General features: G+C 73.2%; 21 protein-coding genes and 1 pseudogene. 17 read left to right on the top strand and 5 right to left on the bottom strand.

The window, feature by feature from the left end; genetic code table 11:
* Positions 1 to 56 precede the first annotated feature (56 nt).
* The 3 genes from ACH4OA_RS17385 to ACH4OA_RS17375 all read left to right on the top strand — a co-directional run bounded on the left by ACH4OA_RS17385 (position 57) and on the right by ACH4OA_RS17375 (position 3,923).
* Entirely contained in the window at positions 57 to 1,280 is a 1,224-nt protein-coding gene (locus tag ACH4OA_RS17385) for an arginine deiminase (RefSeq protein WP_397939218.1), read from the top strand.
* Between the two features lie 61 nt (positions 1,281 to 1,341).
* Complete coding sequence (gene argF, locus ACH4OA_RS17380; RefSeq protein ID WP_365880444.1) at positions 1,342 to 2,364, top strand: ornithine carbamoyltransferase; 1,023 nt, start codon at positions 1,342 to 1,344, stop codon at positions 2,362 to 2,364.
* Positions 2,365 to 2,474: 110 nt separating this feature from the next.
* The gene (locus tag ACH4OA_RS17375; protein ID WP_365880446.1) at positions 2,475 to 3,923 is read left to right on the top strand and encodes an amino acid permease; all 1,449 of its coding nucleotides are present in this window, start codon (positions 2,475 to 2,477) and stop codon (positions 3,921 to 3,923) included.
* Here ACH4OA_RS17375 and ACH4OA_RS17370 read toward each other — a convergent pair.
* Positions 3,880 to 4,320, bottom strand: coding sequence for an ATP-binding protein (locus ACH4OA_RS17370; RefSeq protein ID WP_397969619.1), 441 nt, complete (start codon positions 4,318 to 4,320; stop codon positions 3,880 to 3,882). The genes ACH4OA_RS17375 and ACH4OA_RS17370 overlap by 44 nt on opposite strands.
* 212 nt (positions 4,321 to 4,532) lie before the next feature.
* On the opposite strand from ACH4OA_RS17370, the gene ACH4OA_RS17365 reads away from it, so the two are divergent.
* Complete coding sequence (locus tag ACH4OA_RS17365; protein ID WP_397939223.1) at positions 4,533 to 5,360, top strand: enoyl-CoA hydratase family protein; 828 nt, start codon at positions 4,533 to 4,535, stop codon at positions 5,358 to 5,360.
* A gap of 6 nt (positions 5,361 to 5,366) precedes the next feature.
* Positions 5,367 to 7,658, top strand: coding sequence for a bifunctional salicylyl-CoA 5-hydroxylase/oxidoreductase (locus ACH4OA_RS17360; RefSeq protein ID WP_397969617.1), 2,292 nt, complete (start codon positions 5,367 to 5,369; stop codon positions 7,656 to 7,658).
* A 23-nt stretch (positions 7,659 to 7,681) separates the two neighbouring features.
* On the opposite strand, the gene ACH4OA_RS17355 is transcribed toward ACH4OA_RS17360, so the two are convergent.
* Positions 7,682 to 8,494, bottom strand: a complete 813-nt coding sequence (locus ACH4OA_RS17355) for a PaaX family transcriptional regulator C-terminal domain-containing protein (protein ID WP_397946335.1) — start codon at positions 8,492 to 8,494, stop codon at positions 7,682 to 7,684.
* 15 nt (positions 8,495 to 8,509) lie between these two features.
* A complete protein-coding gene (locus ACH4OA_RS17350) occupies positions 8,510 to 10,102 on the bottom strand; it encodes an AMP-binding protein (protein WP_397969616.1) in 1,593 nt (530 codons plus the stop codon).
* 185 nt (positions 10,103 to 10,287) lie between these two features.
* Here ACH4OA_RS17350 and ACH4OA_RS17345 point away from each other — a divergent pair, with 185 nt between their 5' ends.
* The 3 genes from ACH4OA_RS17345 to ACH4OA_RS17335 all read left to right on the top strand — a co-directional run bounded on the left by ACH4OA_RS17345 (position 10,288) and on the right by ACH4OA_RS17335 (position 12,432).
* A complete protein-coding gene (locus ACH4OA_RS17345; RefSeq protein WP_397939230.1) occupies positions 10,288 to 11,418 on the top strand; it encodes an acyl-CoA dehydrogenase family protein in 1,131 nt (376 codons plus the stop codon).
* The gene (locus ACH4OA_RS17340) at positions 11,415 to 11,813 is read left to right on the top strand and encodes a RidA family protein (protein ID WP_365884170.1); all 399 of its coding nucleotides are present in this window, start codon (positions 11,415 to 11,417) and stop codon (positions 11,811 to 11,813) included. The genes ACH4OA_RS17345 and ACH4OA_RS17340 overlap by 4 nt, the downstream gene beginning before the upstream one ends.
* Positions 11,814 to 12,003: 190 nt before the next feature.
* A complete protein-coding gene (locus ACH4OA_RS17335; RefSeq protein ID WP_397969614.1) occupies positions 12,004 to 12,432 on the top strand; it encodes a DUF6299 family protein in 429 nt (142 codons plus the stop codon).
* Positions 12,433 to 12,592: 160 nt separating this feature from the next.
* Here ACH4OA_RS17335 and ACH4OA_RS17330 read toward each other — a convergent pair whose 3' ends face one another.
* Entirely contained in the window at positions 12,593 to 13,411 is an 819-nt protein-coding gene (locus tag ACH4OA_RS17330; RefSeq protein WP_365884146.1) for a GntR family transcriptional regulator, read from the bottom strand.
* A 302-nt stretch (positions 13,412 to 13,713) separates the two neighbouring features.
* Between ACH4OA_RS17330 and ACH4OA_RS17325 the strand changes: the two genes are divergently transcribed.
* The 9 genes and pseudogenes from ACH4OA_RS17325 (at position 13,714) to ACH4OA_RS17285 (ending at position 23,804) form a co-directional block, all read left to right on the top strand.
* Complete coding sequence (locus ACH4OA_RS17325) at positions 13,714 to 14,991, top strand: extracellular solute-binding protein (RefSeq protein ID WP_397939233.1); 1,278 nt, start codon at positions 13,714 to 13,716, stop codon at positions 14,989 to 14,991.
* Between the two features lie 101 nt (positions 14,992 to 15,092).
* Positions 15,093 to 16,091, top strand: a complete 999-nt coding sequence (locus ACH4OA_RS17320; protein WP_397969612.1) for a carbohydrate ABC transporter permease — start codon at positions 15,093 to 15,095, stop codon at positions 16,089 to 16,091.
* Positions 16,088 to 16,918 (top strand): carbohydrate ABC transporter permease, encoded by an 831-nt coding sequence (locus ACH4OA_RS17315; protein WP_365881019.1) that lies wholly within the window; start codon positions 16,088 to 16,090, stop codon positions 16,916 to 16,918. The genes ACH4OA_RS17320 and ACH4OA_RS17315 overlap by 4 nt, the downstream gene beginning before the upstream one ends.
* Before the next feature lie 7 nt (positions 16,919 to 16,925).
* Complete coding sequence (locus tag ACH4OA_RS17310; RefSeq protein WP_397939236.1) at positions 16,926 to 18,428, top strand: glycoside hydrolase family 3 protein; 1,503 nt, start codon at positions 16,926 to 16,928, stop codon at positions 18,426 to 18,428.
* A 158-nt stretch (positions 18,429 to 18,586) separates the two neighbouring features.
* Positions 18,587 to 19,624, top strand: a complete 1,038-nt coding sequence (locus ACH4OA_RS17305) for a phytanoyl-CoA dioxygenase family protein (RefSeq protein ID WP_397939238.1) — start codon at positions 18,587 to 18,589, stop codon at positions 19,622 to 19,624.
* Positions 19,621 to 20,910 (top strand): DUF6271 family protein, encoded by a 1,290-nt coding sequence (locus ACH4OA_RS17300; RefSeq protein ID WP_397969611.1) that lies wholly within the window; start codon positions 19,621 to 19,623, stop codon positions 20,908 to 20,910. The genes ACH4OA_RS17305 and ACH4OA_RS17300 overlap by 4 nt, the downstream gene beginning before the upstream one ends.
* Positions 20,907 to 22,097, top strand: a complete 1,191-nt coding sequence (locus tag ACH4OA_RS17295) for a type III PLP-dependent enzyme (RefSeq protein WP_397969610.1) — start codon at positions 20,907 to 20,909, stop codon at positions 22,095 to 22,097. Before ACH4OA_RS17300 ends, ACH4OA_RS17295 begins: the two co-directional genes overlap by 4 nt.
* Before the next feature lies 1 nt (position 22,098).
* Positions 22,099 to 22,605 (top strand): annotated as a pseudogene (locus ACH4OA_RS17290) (GNAT family N-acetyltransferase); the annotation flags it as partial.
* Positions 22,500 to 23,804, top strand: a complete 1,305-nt coding sequence (locus ACH4OA_RS17285) for an MFS transporter (protein ID WP_397969609.1) — start codon at positions 22,500 to 22,502, stop codon at positions 23,802 to 23,804. The pseudogene ACH4OA_RS17290 and the gene ACH4OA_RS17285, both read left to right, overlap by 106 nt.
* A gap of 3 nt (positions 23,805 to 23,807) precedes the next feature.
* On the opposite strand, the gene sbnA is transcribed toward ACH4OA_RS17285, so the two are convergent.
* Complete coding sequence (gene sbnA, locus ACH4OA_RS17280) at positions 23,808 to 24,836, bottom strand: 2,3-diaminopropionate biosynthesis protein SbnA (RefSeq protein ID WP_397969607.1); 1,029 nt, start codon at positions 24,834 to 24,836, stop codon at positions 23,808 to 23,810.
* Between the last annotated feature and the right edge of the window lie 23 nt (positions 24,837 to 24,859).

The following is a 24,859-nucleotide window of genomic DNA, read 5'->3' as shown; positions in this document are numbered from 1 at the left end:
GCGTGGAAACGGTCGGGCAGGGGGTGAAGCGGGGGTTCGGTGGTCAGGATGGAGGCATGGGATTCCATGTCGACTCCGAGGCCGGGCGGCTGCGCCGGGTCATCCTGCACCGGCCCGATCTCGAACTGAAGAGGCTCACCCCCAGCAACAAGGACGCCCTGCTCTTCGACGACGTGCTCTGGGTGCGCCGGGCGCGCGCCGAGCACGACGGGTTCGCCGACGTGCTGCGCGACCGCGGGGTCGCCGTGCACCTCTTCGGGGACCTGCTCGCCGAGACCCTGGCGCTGCCCGAGGCCCGGGCGCTCGTCCTGGACCGGGTCTTCGACGAGAAGGAGTACGGCCCGCTCGCCACCGGCCATCTGCGGGACGCCTTCGACCGGATGCCCCCGGGCGAGCTGGCCGAGGCGCTGGTCGGGGGCATGACCAAGCGGGAGTTCCTGGACGCCCACGCGGAACCGGCTTCCGTCCGCTTCCACGTCATGGAGCTGGACGACTTCCTGCTGCGCCCACTGCCCAACCATCTGTTCACCCGCGACACCTCGGCGTGGATCTACGACGGCGTCTCCATCAACGCCATGCGCTGGCCCGCCCGGCAGCGCGAGACCGTCCACTTCGAGGCGATCTACCGCCACCACCCGCTGTTCCGCGCCGAGACCTTCCACGTCTGGTCCGAGGGCCAGGCGGACTACCCGTCCACCATCGAGGGCGGGGACGTCCTGGTGATCGGCCACGGCGCCGTGCTGATCGGCATGAGCGAGCGCACCACCCCGCAGGCGGTGGAGATGCTGGCGCACAAGCTGTTCGCGGCCGGCTCCGCGCGCACGATCGTCGCGCTCGACATGCCCAAGCGGCGCGCCTTCATGCACCTGGACACGGTGATGACGATGGTCGGCGCCGGCACCTTCACCCAGTACGCCGGTCTCGGCATGCTCCGCTCGTACACCATCGAGCCGGGCGTCGGCGCCCAGGAGCTGAAGGTCACCGACCACCCGCCGGAGCACATGCACCGGGCGATCGCCGCCGCGCTCGGCCTCGGCGAGATCCGGGTGCTGACCGCGACGCAGGACGTGCACGCCGCCGAACGCGAGCAGTGGGACGACGGCTGCAACGTCCTCGCCGTGGAGCCCGGCGTCGTCGTCGCCTACGAGCGGAACGCCACCACCAACACGCACCTGCGCCGGCAGGGCATCGAGGTGATAGAGATCCCGGGCAGCGAGCTGGGCCGGGGCCGGGGCGGTCCCCGGTGCATGAGCTGTCCGGTCGAACGCGACCCTGTATAGAAATGTGAAGAGTCGTATAGACTTCCATTGTCCCCTGTAGTCATACCCCTGGAGCGCCCCCATGGCGACAGTCCCGACCGCCCTCGCCGGCCGCCACTTCCTCAAGGAGCTGGACTTCACCGAGGCGGAGTTCCGCGGCCTGATCGAGCTGGCCGCCGAGCTGAAGGCCGCGAAGAAGGCCGGGGCCGAGACCCAGTACCTGCGCGGGCGGAACATCGCCCTGATCTTCGAGAAGACCTCGACGCGCACCCGCTGCGCGTTCGAGGTCGCCGCCGCCGACCAGGGTGCCCACACCACCTACCTGGACCCGTCCGGATCCCAGATCGGGCACAAGGAGTCGGTGCGGGACACCGCCCGGGTGCTGGGCCGGATGTTCGACGGCATCGAGTACCGGGGCGACAGCCAGGCCAAGGTCGAGGAGCTGGCCGCGTACGCCGGCGTGCCCGTCTACAACGGCCTCACCGACGACTGGCACCCCACCCAGATGCTCGCCGACGTGCTCACCATGACCGAGCACAGCGCCAAGCCGCTGCGCCAGATCGCCTTCGCCTACCTCGGAGACGCCCGCTTCAACATGGGCAACTCCTACCTCGTGACCGGCGCACTGCTCGGCATGGACGTCCGGATCGTCGCCCCGAAGTCCTACTGGCCCGCCCAGGAGATCCTGGACCGCGCCCGCGAACTCGCCGCCGCGAGCGGTGCCCGGATCACCCTCACCGAGGACGTCGCCGAGGGTGTCTCGGGCGCCGACTTCGTCGCCACCGACGTCTGGGTCTCCATGGGCGAGCCCAAGGAGGTCTGGGACGAGCGGATCACCGCCCTCGCGCCGTACGCGGTGACCATGGACGTGCTGCGCGCCACCGGCAACCCGGACGTGAAGTTCCTGCACTGCCTGCCGGCCTTCCACGACCTCGGCACCGCGGTCGGGCAGCAGATCCACGCCTCGCACGGGCTGCGCTCGCTGGAGGTGACGGACGAGGTCTTCGAGTCCGCCCACTCCGTCGTCTTCGACGAGGCCGAGAACCGGCTGCACACCATCAAGGCGGTGCTGGTGGCCACACTCGCCCGGGAAAGCCTTGCCTGACCCGCCTCACCAGGCCTTATCCTGACCGGCGGCCCGGAACCACCCCTTCCGGCGCCGTCGCCGCGGCCCCACGACGGCCGCCCGCACCACCAGAAACGAGCACCACCCGCATGCCCGCTCCCCGCATCAAGTCCCCGCACCTGCTCGTCGCCGAATCCGGCGCCGACCGCGAAGGACACGGCCTGAAGCGCACCATGGGCCTCTTCCAGCTCATCTGTTTCGGCGTCGGCGCCATCGTCGGCACCGGCATCTTCGTCGGCCTGTCCGACTCGGTCGCCCAGGCCGGCCCGGCCGTCGTCGTCTCCTTCGTCCTCGCCGCCCTGACCTGCGTCTTCACCGCGTTCTCGTTCGCGGAGCTGGGCGGTGCGATCCCGGTCTCCGGCTCCTCGTACTCCTTCGCCTACGCCGGGCTCGGCGAGTCCACCGCCTTCCTCGTCGGCTGGTGCCTGCTGCTGGAGTACGGCGTCTCGATCTCCGCCGTCGCGGTCGGCTGGAGCGAGTACGTCAACGAGCTGCTGCACAGCCTCACCGGCCGGCAGCTCCCGGCCGTGCTGTCCGCGGGCCCCGGCGGGGGCGGTGTCGTCAACCTGCCGGCCGTGATCGTCATCGCCCTGGCCTCCGTCCTGCTGGTGCGCGGAGTACGGGAGAGCGCCCGGGCGACGGCCGCCATGGCCGCGGTGAAGCTGGCGGTCCTGCTCGCCTTCTGCGCCATCGGCTACAGCGCCTTCAAGCACGGCAACCTCACCCCGTTCTCCCCGGCAGGCCTCGGCGGCATCGGCGCGGGCACCACCGCGGCGTTCTTCTCGTACATCGGCTTCGACGCGATCACCACCGCGGGCGAGGAGGCGAAGAACCCGCGCCGGCACATCCCCGTCGCGATCCTCGTCTGCATGGGCCTGGTCACCCTGCTGTACTGCGCGGTCGCGCTCGCCGCGATCGGCGCCGTCGGCGGCGACCGGGTCGCCGGCCGTCCCGCCGCGCTCTCCTACGTCGTCAACGAGGTCACCGGCTCCGCCGTCGGCGGCGGTGTCATCGCCTTCGGCGCGGTCGTCGCCATCGCCTCGGTGGTCCTCGCCGTGATGTACGGCCAGACCCGCATCCTGATGTCGATGTCCCGCGACGGCCTCGTCCCGCGCGTCTTCGAGAAGGTCTCCCCGAGGACGTCCACGCCGGTCGCCGGCACGCTGATCGTCGCGCTCGTCTTCGCGCTCCCGGCGGCCTTCGCCTCCCTCGACGCCGTGATGAACCTGTGCACCATCGGCACCCTCGCCATCATGGCCGCCGTCAACATCACGGTGATCGCCCTGCGCCGCCGCGAACCGGGCCTGGAGCGCAGCTTCCGGGTGCCGCTGTACCCGGTGGCCCCGCTGCTCGGCGTCGCCTTCTGCGCGTACCTGATGTACGAGACGGGCTGGCGCACCTGGCTCCAGTTCGCCGTGTTCCTCGCGGTGGGCCTGGCGGTCTACGGCGGCTACGGCCGCCGGCACTCCACGCTGGCCCGGTCCGCCGCCAAGGTCACGCCGGCCGCCGCCGCTGAGCGGGAACCACAGGCAGTCTGAACCACACCGCCTTGCCCGACGCGGTGGGGCGGTGACCGCAGGACGAGCTGAGGGCGCGGATCAGCAGCAGCCCGCGCCCGCCCTCCTGCCACACGTCGGGCTCCTCCAGCACCGGCCGGGTGAGCTGGCCGGGCGGCGCCGGGTCCGGGTCGTGCACCTCCACTTGGCAGCCGCTCGGCGCCAGCTCCACCACCAGCTCGATCGGGCCCTGCCCGGCGGTGTGCTCCACCGCGTTCGCCACCAGCTCCGCGGTCAGCAGCTCCGCCGTGTCCGGGTCGGCCACGTGCTCCACGTCGGTCAGTGCCGAGCGCACCAGGGCACGCGCCACGGGCACCGCCGCCGCGGTGTGCGGCAGCGCGATGCGCCAGGAGGCCGATCCGGCGGGGCGTTCGTACAAGGCGGGTCCGTTCGTGCAGCAGGCGGTCCTGCTTTTCGACTCCAGGCATGGTACGGGTCCCGCGGCGCCGGGCCGCAGCCGGGCGCCGCCCCGCGAGGCCCGGCCGGACGGCCCCCGGTCCGTATGTCGCGCGGTCGTGACGACAGTCACGGAAGGGTGATAACTTCGACGGGAGCAACGTACGGCACCACCGCCCGAGGAGGCCGCACGTCATGAGTCCCTTCACCGGCTCGGCCGCCCGCACCGCCCACTGGAAGCACCTGCGGGTGCGGTGCACCGACGGCGTCGCCACCGTCACCCTCGCCCGCCCCGACCGGCTCAACGCCCTCACCTTCGGCGCCTACGCCGACCTGCGCGACCTGCTCGCCGAACTGTCCCGCGAGCGGTCGGTGCGGGCGCTGGTGCTGGCCGGCGAGGGCCGCGGCTTCTGCTCCGGCGGGGACGTGGACGAGATCATCGGCGCCACCCTGGCCATGGACACCGCCCAGCTCCTCGACTTCAACCGGATGACCGGACAGGTCGTGCGGGCGATCCGCGAGTGCCCGTTCCCGGTGGTCGCCGCGGTGCACGGCGTCGCGGCCGGAGCCGGCGCGGTCCTCGCCCTCGCGGCCGACTTCCGCGTCGCGGACCCCTCCGCCCGCTTCGCCTTCCTCTTCACCCGGGTCGGCCTGTCCGGCGGCGACATGGGCGCGGCCTATCTGCTGCCCCGGGTCGTCGGCCTCGGCCACGCCACCCGCCTGCTCCTGCTCGGCGACCCGGTCCGGGCGCCCGAGGCCGAGCGCATCGGGCTGATCAGCGAGCTGACGGAGGAGGGAGGCGCGGACGCGGCCGCCCACACCCTGGCCCGCCGCCTGGCCGACGGCCCGGCCCTCGCCCACGCCCAGACCAAGGCCCTGCTCACGGCCGAGCTGGACATGCCGCTCGCCGCCTCGGTCGAACTGGACGCCTCCACCCAGGCCCTGCTGATGAACGGCGAGGACTACGCCGAGTTCCACGCGGCCTTCACCGAGAAGCGGCCTCCGAAGTGGCGGGGGAGGTGAGCCGGAGTGCGCGTGGCGGTCATCGGCGGCGGCCCCGGCGGGCTCTACGCCGCCGCCCTGCTGAAACGGCTGGGCCCCACCCGGGAGATCACCGTCTGGGAGCGCAACGCCCCCGACCAGACCTTCGGCTTCGGCGTGGTCCTCTCCGACGAGACCCTCGGCGGCATCGAACACGCCGACCCCGTCGTCCACGAGGCCCTGCGCCGGCACTTCGTGCGCTGGGACGACATCGACGTCGTGCACCGGGGCGTACGGCACCGCTCCGGCGGCCACGGCTTCGCCGCGCTGGGCCGGCACCGGCTGCTGCGCGTCCTGCACGAGCGCTGCCGAGCACTGGGCGTGGAGCTGCGGTTCGGCACCGAGGCACCGCCGGCCGGCCGGCTCGCGCGGGAGTACGACCTCGTCATCGCCGCCGACGGCGTCCACAGCGCCACCCGCGCGAGCCTCGCGGCGGAGTTCCGGCCCCGGGTGACCGCGCACCGCTGCCGCTACATCTGGCTTGCCGCCGACTTCGCCTTCGACGCCTTCCGCTTCGAGATCGCCGAGACCGGACACGGCGTGATGCAGCTGCACGGCTACCCGTACGCGGCGGACGCCTCCACCGTCGTCATCGAGATGCGCGAGGAGGTCTGGCGGGCCGCCGGATACGCCGAGGCCGGCCCGCGGGAGTCCGTCGAACGCTGCGCCAAGGTGTTCGCCGACGCCCTCGGCGGACGCCCGCTGCGCTCCGACGGCTCCGCCTGGACCACCTTCCGCACGGTCGTCAACGAGCGCTGGTCGCACGGCAACGTCGTCCTCCTCGGCGACGCCGCCCACACCGCCCACTTCTCCATCGGCTCCGGCACCAAGCTGGCCGTCGAGGACGCCCTCGCCCTCGCCGCCTGCCTTCAGGAGCACCCGGACCCGCCGGCGGCGCTCGCGGCCTACGAGGCGGAACGGCAGCCCGTCGTCGCCTCCACCCAGCGGGCCGCCCGGGCCAGCCTGGAGTGGTTCGAGGACCTGCGGCTGTACCTGGGCCAGCCGCCGCGCCGGTTCGCCTTCAACCTGCTCACCCGCAGCCGCCGCGTCACCCACGGCAACCTGCGGCTGCGCGACGCCCGCTTCACCGAGGCCGTCGAGCGCGAGTTCGGCTGCCCGCCCGGCACCCCGCCGATGTTCACCCCGTACCGGCTGCGCGGTCTGACCCTGCGCAACCGGGTCGTCGTGTCCCCGATGGACATGTACTCCGCCACCGACGGCGTCCCCGGCGACTTCCACCTCGTCCACCTGGGCGCCCGCGCCCTCGGCGGGGCCGGCCTGGTGCTGACCGAGATGGTGTGCGTCAGCGAGGAGGGCCGGATCACCCCCGGCTGCACCGGCCTCTACACCGGCCGGCAGGCCACGGCGTGGCGGCGCGTCACCGACTTCGTGCACCGCCACGCACCGGGCACCGCGATCGGCGTGCAGCTCGGGCACTCCGGGCGCAAGGGCTCCACCCGGCCGATGTGGGAGGGGATGGACGAGCCGCTGCCCACCGGCAACTGGCCGGTCGTCGCCGCCTCCCCGCTGCCGTACCGGCCGGGCGGCCAGACGCCGCGCGAGCTGTCCCGCGCCCAGCTCACCGACATCCGCGAGCAGTTCGCCGCGGCCGCCTGGCGGGCCGCCCGGGCCGGCTTCGACCTGCTCGAACTGCACTGCGCCCATGGCTATCTGCTCTCCGGCTTCCTCTCCCCGCTCACCAACCTGCGCACCGACTCCTACGGCGGTTCACCGGAGCGGCGGCTGCGGTTCCCGCTGGAGGTCTTCGACGCCGTACGCGCGGTGTGGCCGGCCGAGTGGCCGATGACCGTCCGTATCTCGGCCACCGACTGGGCGGCGGGCGGGACGAGCGCCGAGGACGCCGTCGGGATCGCCCGCGCCTTCGCCGCGCACGGCGCCGACGCCATCGACGTGTCCACCGGGCAGGTGGTGGCCGGGGAACGCCCGGAGTTCGGCAGGTCGTACCAGACGCCGTTCGCCGACCGGATCCGGCACGAGGCCGGCGTCCCGGTGATCGCGGTCGGCGCCATCTCCTCCTGGGACGACGTCAACTCGCTGATCCTCGCCGGCCGCGCCGATCTGTGCGCGCTGGCCCGGCCGCACCTGTACGACCCGCACTGGACCCTGCACGCGGCGGCCGAACAGGGCTACACCGGCCCCGGAGCGCTCTGGCCTGCGCCGTACCGGGCGGGCAGCCGGCCCCCGCGCACCGGACGGACCGAGGCCCCCAGGCCCCGGCTCACGCTCGGCGGACCGGACGCCCGGCAGAGCGCGGACTGAAGACGCGGGCCGCGGCAGGGGCGTCACAGCCCCGCGAACCGCGCTCCCGCGTCCCGCAGCCGTTCGTGCAGACCGCGGAAGACCTCCGCCGAGCGGACGCCCGGCCAGTCGGCCGGGAGCAGCCGGGTGGGCAGGCCCGGGTCGGTGTACGGCAGATGGCGCCAGGAGTCCAGGGCCAGGAGGTAGTCGCGGTAGGCGTCCTCGGCCGGGGTGTCGGCACGGCCCGCCCAGGCGTGCAGCACCGGCGCGTGCGCGTCCAGGAACCGCTCGTGCTCCTTGGCGATCGCGGTCAGGTCCCACCAGCGGGCCACCGCCTCGGCCGTGGGCGCGAAGCCCAGGTGCTCACCGCGGAAGAAGTCCACGTACGGATCGAGCCGCAGCCGGCGCAGGGTGTGCTCCGCCTCCTCGTGCAGCCGGGCCGGGGCGATCCACACCCCGGGGGCCGCGGTGCCGAAGCCGAGCCCGGCCAGCCGGGAGCGCAGCACGTGCCGCTTCTGCCGCTCCGACTCGGGCACCGAGAACACCGCGAGCACCCAGCCCTCGTCCGCCACCGGCGTGCCCGCGTAGACCCGCCGGTCGCCGTCGTCCAGGAGCTGGCGTGCCTCGGCGGACAGTCCGTACCCGGCCGCGCCGGACTCCGTGCGGGCCGGCAGCAGCAGACCGCGCCGTTTGAGCCGGGACACCGAGGAGCGCACGGAGGGCGCGTCCACGCCGACCGCGGCCAGCAGCCGGATCAGCTCGGCGACGGGCACCGGGCCGGGCAGGAAGCGGCCGTACGCGCCGTAGAGCGTGACGATGAGGGACCTGGGGGCGTGCTGCTCGGACACGTTGATCATTTTAGTTCGTCGGCATCATTGCTGGTCACTTCGGGTACGCAGGCGGAACCGCTGGACCTTGCCGGTGGCCGTGCGGGGCAGGGCGTCGAGGAAGACGAACGCGCGGGGACACTTGTAGGGCGCCAGTTCCGCGAGGAGGAACGCGCGCAGCGCCTCCGCGTCGCGCCGGGCCCCGGGACGCACCACCGTATAGGCCACGGCGACCTGGCCGCGGGCCTCGTCGGGCCGGCCGACGACCGCGGCCTCGGCCACGTCGGGATGGCGCAGCAGCGCCTCCTCCACCTCCGGCCCCGCGATGTTGTAGCCGGCGGAGACGATCATGTCGTCGGCGCGCGCCACATAGCGGAAGGAGCCGTCGGCGTCGCGGACGCAGGTGTCGCCGGTGATGTTCCAGCCGTCCCGGACGTACTCCCGCTGCCGGGGGTCGGCCAGATAGCGGCAGCCGACCGGGCCGCGCACGGCCAGCAGTCCCGGCTCGCCGTCGGGCACGGGCCTGCCGCCGGCGTTCTGCACGCGTGCCTGCCAGCCCGGCACCGGTACGCCGGTGCTGCCCGGCCGCGTGTGCTCGTCGGCGGCGGCGAGGAAGATGTGCAGCAGCTCGGTGGCGCCGATGCCGTTGACGAGGCGCAGGCCCGTGCGCTCGTGCCAGGCCCGCCAGACGGCGGCGGGCAGGTGTTCGCCGGCCGACACGCAGCGTCTGAGGGACGACACGTCGTGGCCGTCCAGCCGCTCCAGCATGGCGCGGTAGGCGGTCGGCGCGGTGAACAGGACGGAGACGCGGTGGGCGGCGATGGCGGGCAGGAGGTGCCGCGGCCCCGCCTGTTCGAGCAGCAGGCTGCTGGCCCCGGCCCGCATCGGGAAGATCACCAGTCCGCCGAGACCGAAGGTGAACCCCAGCGGGGGACTGCCGGCGAACACGTCGTCCCGGTGCGGGCGCAGCACGTGCCGGGAGAACGTGTCGGCCGTCGCCAGCACGTCCCGGTGGAAGTGCGCGCACCCTTTCGGGCGGCCCGTGGTGCCGGAGGTGAACGCGATCAGGGCGACGTCGTCGGCCGCGGTGTCCACCGCCGGGTAGGGCGCGGCGGGCGCCGGCCGGCGCAGCAGGTCGTCGGGGCCGGCGCCGCCGTACGTCGTGACGCGCAGCCCCGGCACCGCGGCTCTCGCCAGGTCGTCCACCGACCGGACGTCGCACAGCGCGTGCCCGACGCGGGCGATCGCGCACACGGCCGCCAGCTCGTGCGGGCGCTGCCGGGCCAGCACGGTGACCGCGATCGCGCCCGCCTTCAGCACCGCCAGCCAGCAGGCGGCGAGCCAGGGCGTGGTGGGGCCGCGCAGCAGCACCCGGTTGCCCGGGACGACGCCCAGCGGGCCGGTGAGCACGTGCGCGATCCGGTCGACGCGGGCGCGCAGCTCGCCGTAGGTCCAGGCGGGGCCGGCCGGGACGCGGAACACCGGGCGGTCCGCGCCGGCCTGGTCCAGCAGCTCGGCGGCGCAGTTCAGCCGGGCGGGATAGCGCAGTGAGGGCAGGTCGAACCGCAGCTCGGGCCACTCGTGCGGCGGGGGCAGGTGGTCGCGCGCGAACGTGTCGACATGGGCCGAGGGATGCATGACGGTGGCGCCCCCTTGCCGTGACAGAGGTCCCAGACGGCTGTCCGGACGGGCTGCGTGGTGGGCTCGCACCCCGAGCGTATCGCGTTGGTGACGGCAGTCAACGGCACGCGATAGCCTCGGGTGGTGAGCGGGAAGGGCACGAGGAACCCGCCGCGCAGGGCGACCCGGAGGGAGGACCGGTCGTGTCCGCTTTCGCACTCGCACCGGAGCAGACCGCGTGGTGCGCCGAGCTGCGCGCGCTGGCCGCCGAGCGCCTGCGCCCGCTGGCCGGCCGGGGCCGGCCCGGCCGCGTCAACCGGCCGCTCCTCGCCGAACTCGGCCGGCTCGGCCTGCTCGGCCGGCTGTTCACCTCCGGTGCGCTCGACCTGTGCCTGATGCGCGAGTCCCTCGCCCGGTCCTGCACCGAGGCGGAGACCGCCCTCGCCCTCCAGGGCCTGGGCGCCCACCCGGTGCACACCCACGGCACCGAGGCCCAGCGGGAGCGCTGGCTGCCCCGGGTCGCCGACGGCAGCGCGGTCGCCGCCTTCGCGCTGAGCGAGCCCGGCGCCGGCTCGGACGCGGCGGCCCTCGCCCTCGCCGCCGAGCCCGACGGCGCCGGCTGGCGGCTCACCGGCGCCAAGTGCTGGATCTCCAACGCTCCCGAAGCCGACTTCTACACCGTCTTCGCCCGCACCACACCCGGCGCCGGAGCACGCGGTGTGACCGCCTTCCTCGTGCCCGCCGGCCGGCCCGGGCTCACCGGCCGGCCGCTGGAGATGCTCGCGCCGCACCCCGTCGGCGCGCTCGACTTCGACGCCGTGCCCGTCACCGCCGCCGACCTGCTCGGCGCGCCGGACCGCGGCTTCGCCGTCGCCATGGGCACCCTCAACCTCTTCCGGCCCAGCGTCGGCGCGTTCGCGGTCGGCATGGCCCAGGCCGCGCTGGAGGCCACCCTCGCCCACACCCGCCGGCGCGAGGCGTTCGGCGGACCGCTGAGCGCCTTGCAGGCCGTGTCCCACCAGGTCGCCGAGATGGCCCTGCGCACCGAGGCGGCCCGGCTGATGGTGTACGCGGCGGCCGCGGCCTACGACGCGGGCGCCGCCGACGTGCCCCGGCGCGCGGCGATGGCCAAACTGCTCGCCACCGAGACCGCGCAGTACGTCGTCGACACCGCCGTCCAACTGCACGGCGCCCGCGCCCTGTGCCGCGGCCACCTCCTCGAACACCTCTACCGCGAGGTGCGCGCGCCCCGCATCTACGAGGGCGCCAGCGAGGTGCAGCGGAGCATCATCGCCAAGGAGCTGTACGCCGCCGCCCGCGAGGAGGACCGATGACGGCCGAACGCGTCAACCCGCCCGGCCTGTCCCCGCCCACGGGCTTCACGCACGCCGTCGTCGCGACCGGCTCCCGCGTGGTGTTCCTCGCCGGACAGACCGCGCTCGGCGCCGACGGCACGCTCACCGGGGACACCCTGCCCGAGCAGTTCGAGAAGGCCCTCGGCAACCTCCTCACCGCCCTCGGCGCGGCCGGCGGCACGCCCGCCGACCTCGCCCGGGTCACCGTCTACACCACGGACGTGGCCGCCTACCGCGCCCACGCGCGCCGGCTGGGCGGGATCTGGCGGCAGGCGGCGGGCCGCGACTATCCGGCGATGGCCGTGGTCCAGGTGGTACGGCTGTGGGACGAGCGGGCGCTGGTGGAGCTGGACGGATTCGCGGTCCTGCCCTGACCGCGCTTCAAGGCGCGGTCGCCCCGCCGGCCGCCGGACCGGACCGGGGGTGCGCCCGTCGGCGTCCACGGAGCCGCGCACCCGGCGGCCGGTGGAATGACGCGCCACCGATGGGGTGACGGTCACGCCCGCCGGTCCGGCCGCCCGGTACCAGTGGAAACCCCCGAACCCCTGAACAGGGAGGTACTCCATGCGCGTAAGCCGGCCCGTCCTCGCCGCGGCCCTCGGTGCCGCGGCGCTGCTGTGCGCCGCCGCCGTCCCGGCCGCCGCCGACCCCGCCGAACTCGTCACCGTCGACCCCGTCGGCCGGATCGCGCCCGACGGCACGGTGACCCTGTCCGGCAGCTACCGCTGCACCGGCGGCACCGGGCCGGTGTTCGTCAGCTCCTCGCTCAGCCAGGGCGACGCCCGTGTGCGGCACGGCATCGGCGGCGGTCTCGCCCAGTGCGACGGCGCCGAGCACCGCTGGCAGAACTCCGGGAAGATCTCGACCGAGGCGCCGGCGGCGGGACCGGCGCGGGTGCAGGCCACCCTCATGGAGCTGCGCCCCACGGGCATCCTGCTGCTGCCGTCCTTCCACGCCCTGACCGACCAGGACGTCACCCTGACCCAGGGGTGACGGCGGCCCGCCGGCACCGGCCGTCCCCGCACCGGCCGTCCCCGCACCGGCCGTCCCCGCACCGGCCGTCCCCGCACCGGCCGTCCCCGCACCGGCCGTCCCCGCACCGGCCGGCGCGGTACCGGCCGTCCCGGCGTCTCCGTCCGGGGCGTGTGCCGGGTCAGGTGAGGCCGAGCGCGTCCCGGTCCGGGGGAGCCGTCCTGCGCCGGATCACCGGGGCGCCCGGCCGGTGCAGGGCGGCGACGAACTTGTAGCGGGAGCCGCGGTAGACCGAGCGCACCCACTCCACCGGGGTGCCCTGCGCGTCCCGCGAGTGCCGGGACAGCAGCAGCATCGGCATGCCGACGTCGGTGGCGAGCAACTGGGCCTCGCGCGGAGTCGACAGCGAGGTCTCGATGGTCTCGTCGGCCTCGGCGAGATGGACGCCGTACACCTCCGCGAGCGCGGTGTACAGCGACGGGCAGGTGGCCAGCGAGCGGCGCAGCCCGGGGAAGCGCCGCACGGACAGGTGGGTCGTCTCGATCGCCATCGGGTCGCCGCTGGCCAGCCGCAGCCGCTCGATGCGCAGCACCCGCTCGCCGAGCCCGATGTCCAGCAGGCCCGCCAGCTTCTCGTCCGCGGGCACCTCCGCGATGTCCAGCATCTGCGAGGCCGGGGTGAGGCCCTGGGCGCGCATGTCCTCGGTGTGCGAGGTGAGCTGGAGCGTGCGGTACAGCTTGGGCTGGGCGACGAAGGTGCCCTTGCCCTGGATGCGGTCCAGCCGGCCCTCGCCGACGAGTTCCTGCAGCGCCTGCCGGACGGTGGTCCGCGAAGTGTCGAACCGCACGGCGAGCAGCCGTTCGGCGGGCATGGCCGAACCGGGTTGCAGCGCCTCGGCCATCGAGAGGAGCTGCTGTTTGATCCGGTAGTACTTCGGCACGCGCGCGGTGCGGCCGGTCGCCCTTCCGTGCGGCTGGGCGCTGCTCACGTCGGTGGTCATGCCTGCCTTCCCGGCTGTGTCGATGGGCTCCCGTTATAGCGACCAACTCCCGTATGGTCTAGTCCAAATGAACGGTCCGGGCGAAACGGACGGAACGCGGACGGACGCGCTCCGGTGACTTTCTCGTAACGGCCGGGACCGGCATCCCGAACCACCCTTGACACTCCAAAAGGTCTAGGCCAAGCTCCACCGTACTGGTCTACACCATTAGTGGCCAGGTCCCGAGCCCTACGTGCAACAGCGTCGTATGCAGGTCACCGCCGAGGGCGTGGGGGGTTAGTGGCATCCCTGAGGAGGGTGGCGTGAAGCGCAATCTTGCGGCCGCGATCGCGATCGCGGGCATGATGGTCTCCGTGTCGGCGTGCGGCGGGGGCGACGACGACAGCGGCAAGAACGCCGGGCCGGACAGCTTCAAGGGCCAGACGCTCACGGTCTGGGCGATGGACGGCTCCACGCCGGACCAGTGGGTCAAGGACGTGACGGCCGCCTTCGAGAAGAAGACCGGCGCGAAGCTGAAGTTCGAGACGCAGAAGTGGGACGGGATCCAGCAGAAGATCACCACCGCCCTCTCCGAGTCCAACCCGCCGGACGTGCTGGAGGTCGGCAACACCCAGACCCCGGCCTACGCGGTCACCGGCGGCCTCGCCGACCTGAGCGACCTGAAGCAGGAGATCGGCGCCGACTGGACGCCGTCGGTCTCGCAGTCCTCCGTCTACGACGGCAAGCAGTACGCCGCTCCCTGGTACTTCGTCAGCCGTACGGTCATCTACAACAAGAAGATCTGGGCCAAGGCCGGTATCAAGGACACCCCGAAGACCCGGGACGAGTTCTTCCAGGACCTGGCGGCGATCGACAAGAAGACCGACGCCGAGCCGCTGTACCTGCCCGGCCAGAACTGGTACTTCTTCGACGGTCTGACCATCGGCCAGGGCGCCGACCTGGTGAAGAAGGACGGCGACAAGTACGTCTCCAACCTCGCCGACCCCAAGGTCGCCAAGGCCATGGAGATCTACAAGAAGTACGCCTCCTTCTCCAAGGCTCCCAAGGACAAGGACGAGGCCACCCCGCAGCAGGCCGAGGTCTTCGCCAAGGGCAAGACCGGCGCCTTCATCGGCCTGGGCTGGGAGGCCGGCACGGCCGTCACCGCCAACAAGGCCATCGAGAGGGACCTCGGCTACTTCACCCTCCCGGGCGAGAGTGCGGACAAGCCCGAAGGCGTCTTCCTCGGCGGCTCCAACCTCGCCGTCGCCGAGGGCAGCAAGAAGAAGGAACTGGCCAAGGAGTTCCTGAAGATCGCCCTGTCCGACCAGTACGAGGGCGAGCTGGCCAAGCTCAACGGCGTCATCCCGAACAAGAAGTCGCTGGAGAGCAACCTCAAGGGCAACGCCTTCGCCGAGGCGTCCGCTCCCGGCGCCGCCGTCGGCGGCACCACCCCGCTGATCCCCGAGTGGGGCGCGGTGGAGAACAACCCGAACCCGATCAAGTCCTACATGACGGCCGTGCTGAACGGTAAGTCCCCGGCGGACGCCGCCAAGCAGGTCGAGGACGAGATCAACAAGCGCCTGGCCCAGCAGAACTAGACCCGCGCCGGGGACGCCACGACGGGGCGTCCCCGGCCCACCCATGCGCCGTGCGCGCGCACGGCCGTGGTTTCGTACGGCCACGGAAGAGATGGCAACTGATGTCAGTGCAGACCCAAGGCACGGGCACGGCCGGGGAGCCCGTTGTCCGCAACGCCGGGGTGCCGGTCCCGCCGCGAGGTGACAACCGGACCCCCGCGGACCCGTCCCGGCGCCGCGCCGCCACCCCCTACCTGCTCCTGCTGCCCGCGCTGCTGGCCACCCTGGTGCTGCTCGGCTGGCCGCTGGTCAAGAACGGCATGCTGTCGTTCCAGAACCTCAACCCGCGGCAGCTCATCCAGCACCTCACCGAGTGGAACGGCGTCGACAACTACCGGGAGGTGCTGACCTCCACGGAGTTCTGGCACGTCGTCGAGCGCTCCGTCGTCTTCACCGCCGTCAACGTCGTCCTGATCATGGCGCTCGGCACCCTGACCGGCCTGCTGCTGGCCCGGCTCGGCCCGAAGATGCGGCTGCTGCTCATGGTCGGCCTCGTCCTCGCCTGGGCCATGCCGGTCGTCGCGGCCACCACCGTCTACCAGTGGCTGTTCGCCCAGCGCTTCGGCGTCGTCAACTGGGTGCTGGACAAGCTGGGCTGGCACTCCATGGCCGACCACAACTGGCTCCAGACCCAGTTCTCCACCTTCGCCGTGGTCACCCTGCTCATCGTCTGGCAGTCCATACCCTTCGTGGCGATCAACCTCTACGCGGCCACCACCACGATCCCGCGCGAACTGTACGAGGCCGCCTCCCTGGACGGCGCCGGCTCCTGGAAGAGCTTCACCTCGGTGACCCTGCCCTTCCTGCGGCCGTTCCTGTACGCCACGACGTTCCTCCAGGTCATCTGGGTGTTCAAGGCCTTCGCGCAGATCTTCGCGATGAACGAGGGCGGCCCCGACCACCTGACCGAGACCCTGCCGATCTACGCCTACGTCGAGGGCGTCGGCAACCAGCACTTCGGACTCGGCGCGGCCATCTCCTTCCTCACCATCCTGGTCCTGCTCGCCATCACCTCGTACTACCTGCGCATGGTGCTCAAGCAAGAGGAGGACGAGCTGTGAAGCGCTCGCTCTTCGGCCGCATCTGGCCCAACGCGACCGCCGTCGTCCTCTTCGCCGGCTTCGCGTTCCCCGTCTACTGGATGTTCGCCACGGCCTTCAAGCCGACCGGCGACATCATCGCCGACGACCCGGTGTGGTTCCCGGTCAACGCGACCTTCACCCACTTCAAGAAGGCGGTCGACGCCGAGAACTTCTGGACCCTGGTCCTCAACTCGGTCACCGTCACCGTCCTGTCGGTCCTCCTCTCGCTCGTCATCGCCCTGTTCGCGGCCTTCGCGCTGGCGCGGATGCGGTTCAAGGGCCGGCGCGGTCTCATCGTGACGTTCATGCTGGCGCAGATGGCCCCCTGGGAGGTCATGATCATCGCCATCTACATGCTCGTCCGCGACAACGACATGCTGGACAGCCTCATCCCGCTCACCGCCTTCTACACGGTGATGGTGCTCCCGCTGACGATCCTGACGCTGCGCGGCTACGTCGCCGCCGTGCCCAAGGAGCTGGAGGAGTCGGCGATGATCGACGGCTGCACCCGCCTCCAGGCCTTCGTCAAGGTGATCTTCCCGCTGCTCGCGCCCGGTCTGATGGCGACCTCGCTGTTCGGCTTCGTCACCGCCTGGAACGAGTTCCCGCTCGTGCTGATCCTGAACAAGGACGCCGAGAAGCAGACCCTGCCGCTGTGGCTGTCGCAGTTCCAGACCGCGTTCGGCGACGACTGGGGCGCCACCATGGCCGCCTCGTCCCTGTTCGCGCTGCCCATCCTGATCCTCTTCATCTTCCTGCAACGCAAGGCTGTCAGCGGTCTGACCGACGGCGCCGTGAAGGGATGACGCCCCGATGACCACCATCGCCACCACCGCGTCGGACGCCCCCGGCGACACCCTCGCCCGGGACGCCCTCGCGGTGCTGCAACCGGGGTTCGACGGCACCACCGCGCCCGACTGGGTCCGCCGCCGCATCGGCGAGGGCCTCGCCTCCGTCGCCCTGTTCGGCCGCAACGTCGTCAGCGAGGAGCAGGTCACCGCGCTCACCGCGCAGCTGCGCGCCGAACGCGACGACCTGCTGGTCGCCATCGACGAGGAGAGCGGCGACGTCACCCGGCTCGACGTGCGCACCGGCTCCTCCTTCCCCGGCAACCACGCCCTCGGCGCCGTCGACGACCCCGACCTCACCCGGGCCGTCTCCCGCGAGCTGGGCCGCCGCCTGGCCGCCTGCGGCGTCAACTTCGACTGGGCGCCCTCCGCCGACGTCAACGCCAACCCCGACAACCCGGTCATCGGCGTCCGCTCCTTCGGCACCGCTCCCGACCTGGTCGCCCGGCACACCGCCGCCTGGGTCGAGGGCCTGCAGTCCACCGGCGTCGCCGCCTGCACCAAGCACTTCCCCGGCCACGGCGACACCAACGTCGACTCCCACCACGCCGTACCCCGCATCGATGTCGACGCCGACACCCTCTACGCCCGCGAACTGCCCCCGTTCCGCGCGGCCATCGCCGCCGGCACCCGGGCCGTGATGAGCGCCCACATCCTGGTGCCCGCCCTCGACCCGGAGCGCCCGGGCACCCTGTCCCGGCGCATCCTCACCGAGCTGCTGCGCGGCGAACTCGGCTACCAGGGCCTGATCGTCACCGACGGCATGGAGATGCGCGCCATCTCCGGCACCTACGGCCTGGAGCACGGAGTGGTCCTCGCCATCACGGCCGGCGCCGACGCCATCTGCGTGGGCGGCGGACTGTGCGACGAGGCCACCGTGCTCGGCCTGCGGGACGCGCTCGTCGCCGCCGTGCGCTCCGGTGAACTGCCCGCGGAGCGGCTGGCCGACGCCGCGGCCCGGGTGCGCGACCTGGCCGCCTGGACCGCCGCGTCCCGCGGTGACGCCGGGAAGACCACGCCCGAACCGGAGATCGGCCTCGTCGCGGCCCGCCGCGCCCTGACCGTGACCCGCGCGGGCGGCCCCGCACCGGTCACCGCACCGGTGTTCGTCGCCCAGTTCAACCCGGAGCCGAACATCGCCGTCGGCGACCAGACCCCGTGGGGCGTCGCCGACGAACTCAAGCGGCGGCTGCCCGGCACCGGCTCCGGCGCGTTCACCGGCGACGGCGCCGGCGACGCCGTGCTCGCCGCGTCCGGCGGCCGCCGGATCGTCGCCGTGGTCCGCGACGCGCACCGGCACGACTGGATGCGCGCCGCGCTCGACACCCTGCTCGCCGCCCGGCCCGACACCGTCGTGGTCGAGATGGGCCTGCCGCAGGCCCCGCCGCGCGGCGCCCTGCACATCGCCACCTACGGCGCCGCCCGTGTCTGCGGGGTGGCCGCGGCCGAGGCCGTCCTCGCCGGCTGACCCGCCCGCCCGGCCGCCCGCCCCTTTGCGCGGGCGGCCCCTTTTCTCCTGCGTACCGGGAACCCGGTGGCTCCTTCGGCGCGCTCCGACGCATGCCACCGGCACATGTCTCACGTCCTTCCAAGGTGTCGCCGTACCGACCACACCGGAGTGAACACATGCACCACCCCGCCCCCTACCTCCACCGCGCGGCGACCGGCCGCCCCTACTTCAGCGCCGACGCCGAGACCTACCTCGCCCCGACCCCGCTGCGCGACCTCGTCAAGACCGAGCCGCTGCGCGTGCTGTCCGAGGAGGACTTCGCCTTCTGGCAGACCTACGGCTACGTCGTCGTACGCGAGGCCATCACCCCCGGCGAGGCCAAACAACTCCTCGACTTCGCCTGGCGGTTCCAGGGACTCGACCCGGACCGCCCCGACACCTGGTACGAGGAGCCGGAGTTCCGCTCCGAACTCGACCGGCACCTGTACATCTACGGCTTCGTCGAGGCCTACCACCACCAGCTCCTGTGGGACAGCCGGCAGAGCCGACGGGTCTACGACGCCTTCGTGGACGTCTGGGACAGCCCGGAGCTGTGGGTCACCCTGGACCGGCTCAACCTCAACCCGCCCAACGTCCGCACCCGTTCCCGCTCCCTGATCGAACCCACCGACGAGGGCTTCGACATCGAGCTGCACTGGGACGTCGACAGCACCCTCGCCGTGCTGCCGCAGCGCGTCCAGGGCATCATCGCGCTCACCGACACCCGCCCCGAACTCGGCGGCTTCCAGTGCGCGCCCGAGCTCTTCCGCCGCTTCGAGGAGTGGCGCCTCGCCCAGCCGTCCGGCCGCGACCCCGTCCGGCCCGCCGCCGACCGCGCCGAGTTCCCGGTGGTCCGCCCCGACCTCCAGGCCGGTGACCTGCTGATCTTCAACGGGCTGCTCGCCCACGGTGTGGCGCCCAACCGCTCCGACAACGCTGTCCGGGCCGTCCAGTACCTGTCGATGATGCCCGCGCTGGAGGAGCACGCCGCGCTGCGCGACTCGCGCGTGCACTCCTGGCGCACCCTCGCCACCCCCGACTGGAACGCCACCCTGCTCGGCGACGCCCGGGAACCGGAAGCCCGGCGCTACGGCCCCGCCGAACTGAACGCCCTGGGCCGCAAGCTGCTCGGCCTGGACTCCTGGGCCGCCGCGGAAGGGGAAGGGGACCGGTGAACCGCGTCTGCCTCACCCTGCCCACCAACCGGGCCTGCCCGGCCGCCATCACCGCCCTGCACGCCGAAGCCGCCTACGCCGTACGGACCTTCGGCGCCGAGGTCGAGCTGCTCGTCCTCGACTCCGCCGGCCCCGGCGACCGGGCCGCGCACGCCCGCACGGTCGCCGCCCTGCCCGCGGAGCCCGGCGTGCGGGTCCACCACCTCGACGAGGAGGCCCAGCGGGACCTGCTCGGCCGTGTCATCCGCGAGGCGGGCCTGCCCGGACCGGACCGGCTCCTGCGCCTCATGCTGCCGTCCGCCGTCTCCTACGGCGCCTGCACCAACCGCGCCTTCCTGCTGGCCGCCGCCCTCGGCTGCGACTCGGTGCACCGCAGGGACTCCGACAGCACCTACCAACTCCGCGCCGGGCAGCCGGTGTTCCCGATCCACCACGAGCTGCCCTGGCTCGGCCGGCCCGCCGCCGACGCCACGGCCGCCGGCACCCGCACCGACCTCGACCCGGCCCTGGCCCACCGCCCCGTCTCCCTGGCCGGCGCCTCCTTCATCGGCGAACTCTCCGTCGACATAAGCGAGATACGCCGGCTGGACGAGACCGTCTACCAGGACGTCGTCAGCCTCTGGGCGCCCGGCGACTGGCCCGAGGACCGCAAACGGGAGCTGGTGGAGGAGTCCTTCACCGGCGCGGGCACCGCCCCGTTCACCGGCGACCACGCCACCCTCACCCTGGTCGACCCGATGCGGGTCGACATGTGCAACGTCGCCTTCGACCGGGCGGTCTACGAACGGGTCCCGCTCCCGCCCGCCACCGACACCATCGGCAGCGACTACTTCCTCCTCCACCTCGTCCACGACGCGGGCCTGCCCGGCATCCTGCACAACCGCCACATCGAGAACTTCCACACGCCCGAACGCCGCACCGACACCGGCTTCCCGGCCTACCAGCGCCGCTTCGTGAAGTTCCTGCTGTCGATGCTCTACTTCCACCACGTCTACGACCGGATGGCGGCCGAGGGCGCCGGCCTGCTGGACGGCGGGCAGCGGGTCCGCCCCGAGCGGATCGTGGAACTCCTGCGCGAGAGCACCGCACTGCCCCGCGACGAGAACGTCTGGCGCCTGGACCGGGTGGACACGGCCTACCGCAAACTGGGCGGCCGCTACACGGCGTTCGCCGACCGGCTCGCGGCGCAGCGCCAGGAGCTGCTGGACCGGGCGGAGCGGGACATCGACGCCTTCGCCACCCTGACGCAGGCCTGGCCCGCCCTCGTCGAGGCGGCCCGGCGATGAGCGCCCCCCGGCGGCCCGGCGCCCTCGCCGCGGCCCTCGCCGCCGCCGACACCGACCGCGTCCTGTACGACCTCACCGGCATCGAGCGGCAGTACGACACCCTCCTGCGCGAACTCCCCGGCGCCACCCTCCGCTTCGCCGTCAAGGCCTGCCCGGTCGACGACGTCCTGCGCTGCCTCGCCGCCCGCGGCGCCGGCTTCGACGCGGCGAGCCCCGCCGAGATCTCCCAGGCCCTGCGGGCCGGCGCCCGGCCCGACCGCGTCCACTACGGCAACACCGCCAAGTCCGACCAGGACATCGCCGAGGCCCACCGCCTGGGCATCCGCGACTTCGCCACCGACAGCGTCGAGGACGTCACCGCGATCGCCGTACACGCCCCCGGCGCCCGCGTGTTCTGCCGGCTGGCCACCAGCGGCCAGGGCGCCCTGTGGGGCCTGGACCGCAAGTTCGGCTGCTCCCCGGACGACGCCGTGCGCATCCTGACGACGGCCCGCGCGGCCGGTCTCGTCCCGGCCGGGCTGTCCCTGCACGTCGGCTCCCAGCAGATGACCACCGAGGCCTGGCAGCAGGCCCTGGACTCGCTCGCCGGGGTGCTGGAGACGCTGGCCGGGCTCGGGATCGCACCGGACCACGTCAACCTCGGCGGCGGGCTGCCCGCGCTCGGCTACCTCGACCGGCGCGGCGACCCGCTCGAACCGCCGCTGGACAAGATCCTCACCGTGCTCCGCGAGGGCATGGAACGCCTGGCCGGCCTGGCCGCCGCCCCGCTCGGCTTCGTACTGGAACCGGGACGGCACCTGGTCGCCGACCACGGCGCGGTCCGGGCGCACGTGCTGCGGCTGACCGAGCGCACCCGGCCGGACGGCAGCCTCGCCCGGTGGCTGTACCTGAGCGCGGGCAAGTTCAACGGACTGTACGAGATGGACCAGGTCACCCACCCGATGGTCTTCCCCGGACGGGAGACCGAGGAGTACGTCCCGGCCATCGTCGCGGGCCCCACCTGCGACAGCGACGACGCCTACGGCGGCGGCCGGCACCCGGTGCGCGTGCCCCGGTCCCTGGCCTCCGGCGACCCGGTCTGGATCCTGTCCGCCGGCGCCTACGCCACCAGTTACACGACCCAGGGCTTCAACGGCATCAGCCCGCTGCCGTGCGTGTGCGTACCCGGCCCGGAAGGACCCCACTGACATGAGCGACCCCATCCGGGCCGTCACCGAGGCCGACTGGCCGCGGCTGGCCGCGCTGGAGAGCGAGGCGTACGCGGACCTCTCCCTCGCCGAGGGCGAGGAGCTGCTGCGCTCCCGGGCCCGCGGCCCGGCCGGCACCTGTCTCGTCCTCGACCTCGACGGCCGGCTCGCCGGCTACGTCCTCGCCCTGCCCTACCCCCGGTTCCGCTGCCCCGACCTGACCCGCCCGGACCCGGCCGACCACGACTGCGCCAACCTCCACCTGCACGACCTGGTCGTCAGCGCGCCGCTGCGGCGCCGCGGGCTCGGCACCCGGCTGGTGCGCCGGCTGACCGAGACCGCCGGCGTCCGCGGCTTCGCCACCATCTCGCTGGTCGCCGTCGCCGGCAAGGAGCCGTTCTGGTGGGCCAACGGCTACCACGCCCACCCCGCGACCCCGGTCCCGCCCGACTACGGCCCCGACGCCGTCTACATGTCCGCCCGGGTGCCCGCCGTGCCCCGCCCCCGGCAGGCCCGGGAGGCCGTGTGATGCCCGCACCGTCCTTCCCGCGCGCCAAGTGGTCGATCGCGGCGCTGTTCTGCTTCCTCGGCTTCCAGTACGGCACCTGGATCGCCCGGCTGCCCGCGCTGAAGACCCGGCTGGACCTGGGCGCCGGCGAGGTGGGGCTGCTGCTGATGGCCTGCGGTGCCGGCGCGGCGGCCTCCTTCCCGCTGGTCGCCGTGCTGATGCGGCGGCTCGGCTCGCGGCTGCTGTCCCTGGTCTCCGCCGCGGCCCTGGTCGCCGTACTGGCCGCCCTGTCCGTCGTGCCCGACTACCCGCTGGCGCTGCTCGCGGTGTGCGCCGACGGTGTCGCGGTCGGCTGCCTCAACGTCGCCATGAACGCGCAGGGCGCCGCCCTGGAGAAGACGTACGACCGGACCGCCATGTCCCAGTTGCACGCCACCTTCAGCGCCGGTCTGCTCGCCGCCGCCCTGCTGGCCTCCGGCGTCACCGCGCTGACCGCTTCCGTCGCGGTCCACTTCGCGGTCGCCGGGGCCCTGCTGCTGCTCCTGCTCGGCGGCGCCCGTCCGGGCCTGCTGCCGGCCCCTAGGCCGCAGCCGGACTCCGCCGCCGCGGCCGGGCCGAAGCGGCGCGCCCGGCGCGGCCTGCCCTCCGGCACGACCCTGCTGATGGGCTGCGCCATGGTCTTCGGCACGGTCACCGAGGGCGCGATGAACGACTGGTCGACGCTGTACATGAAGGACGTCGTCAAGGCGCCGGCGAGCGTCGCCCCGCTCGGCATCGCGGTCGTCTCCGTGATGATGCTGCTGGCCCGGGTGTGCGCGGACCGCTGGCGCACCCGCTGGGGCGACGGACGCGTGGTGCGCACCGGCAGCGCGGTGGCCGCCGCCGGACTGGCCCTCGCGCTGCTCGCCGGGGGAGTGGTGCCCACGCTGCTCGGCTTCGCCTGCGTCGGCCTCGGGGCGGCCGCCGTCACCCCGTGCGTGTACGTGGCGGCGGCCGGACGCGGCTCGGACGCGCTCGCCCTGGTCGCCGCGATGGGCACCACCGGCCTGCTGGGCGGTCCCGCCCTGATCGGTTTCGTGGCGAGCGCGGCGAACCTGACCCTGGGCATGGCCACCGTGGCGGCCTGCGCCCTGGTCGTCACGGCGACCGCGTTCTGGATCCCCTGGCGGTCGCGGACCACCGCGCTCGCCGAGACCTGAGCGCTACGTCCGGCGGCGGCGCGCCTGCCGGGTCCGCGGGGCCGGCTCCTCGTCCCAGACGGTGGCGGCCGGCCCGGCCGCGTCGAGCAGCCGGTCGCCGTAGAGGTCCTGGAGCCAGTTGGTCTGGTACACGGTGTCCAGGTAGCGCTCGCCGAGGTCGGGGGCGATGGCCACCGCGGTCAGCCCGCGCGCGTCCTGCCGGGCCAGCCAGTCGGTCGCCGCGCTGACCACCGTCCCCGTGGAGCCGCCGAAGAGGTAGCCGCGCCGGGCCAGGCGGTGACAGGTGCGGATGGTGTCCGCCTCCTCCACCTGGATCACCTCGTCGACGTACGACTCGTCGAGCAGCGGCGGGCGCATGCTCATGCCCAGGCCGGGGATCATCCGGCGGCCGGGTTTGCCGCCGAAGGCCACCGAGCCCATGCTGTCCACGGCGACGATCCGCACCGGCCGGTGCCACTCGCGGAAGTAGCGGGCGCAGCCCATCAGGGTGCCGGCGGTGCCGGTCCCGACGAACAGCACGTCGAGCTGCGGGAACTGAGCGGCGATCTCCGGCGCGGTGGTGCGGTAGTGCGCCCGCCAGTTCCCGGCGTTGGTGTACTGGCTGAGCCACACGTACCGGTCGTCCGACGCGCACAGCGAGCGGACGTACTCCAGCCGGGTGCCGAGGAAACCGCCGTTGGAGTCCTGGTCGGTCACCACGTGCACATGGCCGCCCAGGGCCTCCATCAGCAGCTTGGTCGACAGGTTGCACCGGGGGTCGGTGACGCACAGGAACCGGTGGCCCTTGCTCGCGGCGATCATGCTGAGCGCGACGCCCAGGTTCCCGGAGGAGGACTCCACGAGGATGGAATCCGGCGTCAGGGTTCCGTCCCGCTCGGCGCTCTCCACCATCTCGTTCGCGGCCTTCAGCTTGATGGAGCCGGCGAAGTTGAAGCCCTCGCACTTGAGGTAGAGGCGGTATCCGAATATCGACTCCAGATCGACGAAGAGGCTTCCTTCGTTGAAGGCGTGGGGAGCGGTGATCACGGGCACGGCGGGCCTCCTGGTGCCAGGGC

The sequence above is a fragment of the Streptomyces sp. NPDC017095 genome (assembly GCF_044332325.1).
Taxonomy (GTDB): domain Bacteria; phylum Actinomycetota; class Actinomycetes; order Streptomycetales; family Streptomycetaceae; genus Streptomyces.
This window is presented reverse-complemented; position numbering and strand designations above follow the sequence as displayed.

What these genes read in the sequence shown, in the direction of transcription:
- argF (WP_365880444.1), top strand. Translation starts at nt 1,342, where the DNA reads ATGGCGACAGTCCCGACCGCCCTCGCCGGCCGCCACTTCCTCAAGGAG.
- ACH4OA_RS17350 (WP_397969616.1), bottom strand. Translation starts at nt 10,102, where the DNA reads ATGCATCCCTCGGCCCATGTCGACACGTTCGCGCGCGACCACCTGCCC.
- ACH4OA_RS17340 (WP_365884170.1), top strand. Translation starts at nt 11,415, where the DNA reads ATGACGGCCGAACGCGTCAACCCGCCCGGCCTGTCCCCGCCCACGGGC.
- ACH4OA_RS17320 (WP_397969612.1), top strand. Translation starts at nt 15,093, where the DNA reads ATGTCAGTGCAGACCCAAGGCACGGGCACGGCCGGGGAGCCCGTTGTC.
- ACH4OA_RS17295 (WP_397969610.1), top strand. Translation starts at nt 20,907, where the DNA reads ATGAGCGCCCCCCGGCGGCCCGGCGCCCTCGCCGCGGCCCTCGCCGCC.
- ACH4OA_RS17310 (WP_397939236.1), top strand. Translation starts at nt 16,926, where the DNA reads ATGACCACCATCGCCACCACCGCGTCGGACGCCCCCGGCGACACCCTC.
- ACH4OA_RS17385 (WP_397939218.1), top strand. Translation starts at nt 57, where the DNA reads ATGGGATTCCATGTCGACTCCGAGGCCGGGCGGCTGCGCCGGGTCATC.
- ACH4OA_RS17355 (WP_397946335.1), bottom strand. Translation starts at nt 8,494, where the DNA reads ATGATCAACGTGTCCGAGCAGCACGCCCCCAGGTCCCTCATCGTCACG.
- ACH4OA_RS17365 (WP_397939223.1), top strand. Translation starts at nt 4,533, where the DNA reads ATGAGTCCCTTCACCGGCTCGGCCGCCCGCACCGCCCACTGGAAGCAC.
- ACH4OA_RS17305 (WP_397939238.1), top strand. Translation starts at nt 18,587, where the DNA reads ATGCACCACCCCGCCCCCTACCTCCACCGCGCGGCGACCGGCCGCCCC.
- ACH4OA_RS17335 (WP_397969614.1), top strand. Translation starts at nt 12,004, where the DNA reads ATGCGCGTAAGCCGGCCCGTCCTCGCCGCGGCCCTCGGTGCCGCGGCG.
- ACH4OA_RS17375 (WP_365880446.1), top strand. Translation starts at nt 2,475, where the DNA reads ATGCCCGCTCCCCGCATCAAGTCCCCGCACCTGCTCGTCGCCGAATCC.
- ACH4OA_RS17330 (WP_365884146.1), bottom strand. Translation starts at nt 13,411, where the DNA reads ATGACCACCGACGTGAGCAGCGCCCAGCCGCACGGAAGGGCGACCGGC.